This window comes from Autumnicola edwardsiae (assembly GCF_031846505.1).
Taxonomy (GTDB): Bacteria; Bacteroidota; Bacteroidia; order Flavobacteriales; family Flavobacteriaceae; genus Autumnicola; species Autumnicola edwardsiae.
Map to the genome: position 1 here is coordinate 1 of NZ_JAVRHP010000282.1, position 691 is coordinate 691.

Below are 691 nucleotides of genomic sequence, written 5' to 3' on the forward strand. Positions count from 1 at the left end.
ATGGAAATAGAACTAGTATCTACCATTACATGTCCTGGTTGCGGACATACAAAAGAAGAAGAAATGCCCACAACAGCCTGTCAGTTTTTTTACCAATGCGAAAATTGCAGTCAATTATTGAAACCAAAGGAAGGTGATTGCTGCGTTTATTGTTCTTATGGTACTCTTGCCTGTCCACCCATTCAGGAAGGAACAAATTGCTGCTAAAAATTTAAAATACTTTTGGAGACCTCCCCCACACCAGATGTATCTTGCTGAAAATTAAAAATATGATTCCTAGAGATCTAAGTAAAGATATAAAAACCCGCTTGCAGAGCATCAGCGGCCAGCTTAACGGACTTATAAAAATGCTGGATGAAAATAAAGATCCAGAAAAGATCCTGATCCAGTTCAAAGCTGCGCAAAAAGGGCTTGATAAGGCGCATTTTCTTCTTTTAGATGAAGTGTACCGCAAAGCGCTGGCGATTACAATTTCAGAAACGGTGGAGGCCTGTCCCGGTAATTGCGGTAATGAAGAGCGAATTGAATTCATAAGAAAACAATTCCCTGATCTTGAGCTTAACAGCCTTACCGATAAAATGAAGGAGGTTGATGAACTTAAACGAAGACTAGAATCTTATATTTCTGAAAATAGACCAGAGTAAAATATTCTTCTATTTAATTTAATACTATTTAAAATCTGTTTTACAAA

Annotated in this window: 2 protein-coding genes; both read left to right on the forward strand. The window is 37.2% G+C overall.

Going from position 1 to position 691, the window contains the following annotated elements; genetic code table 11:
* A complete protein-coding gene (locus RM529_RS17655; protein WP_081912600.1) occupies positions 1-207 on the forward strand; it encodes a GDCCVxC domain-containing (seleno)protein in 207 nt (68 codons plus the stop codon).
* Between the two features lie 62 nt (positions 208-269).
* The gene (locus RM529_RS17660) at positions 270-644 is read left to right on the forward strand and encodes a metal-sensitive transcriptional regulator (RefSeq protein WP_037322012.1); all 375 of its coding nucleotides are present in this window, start codon (positions 270-272) and stop codon (positions 642-644) included.
* Positions 645-691 lie beyond the last annotated feature (47 nt).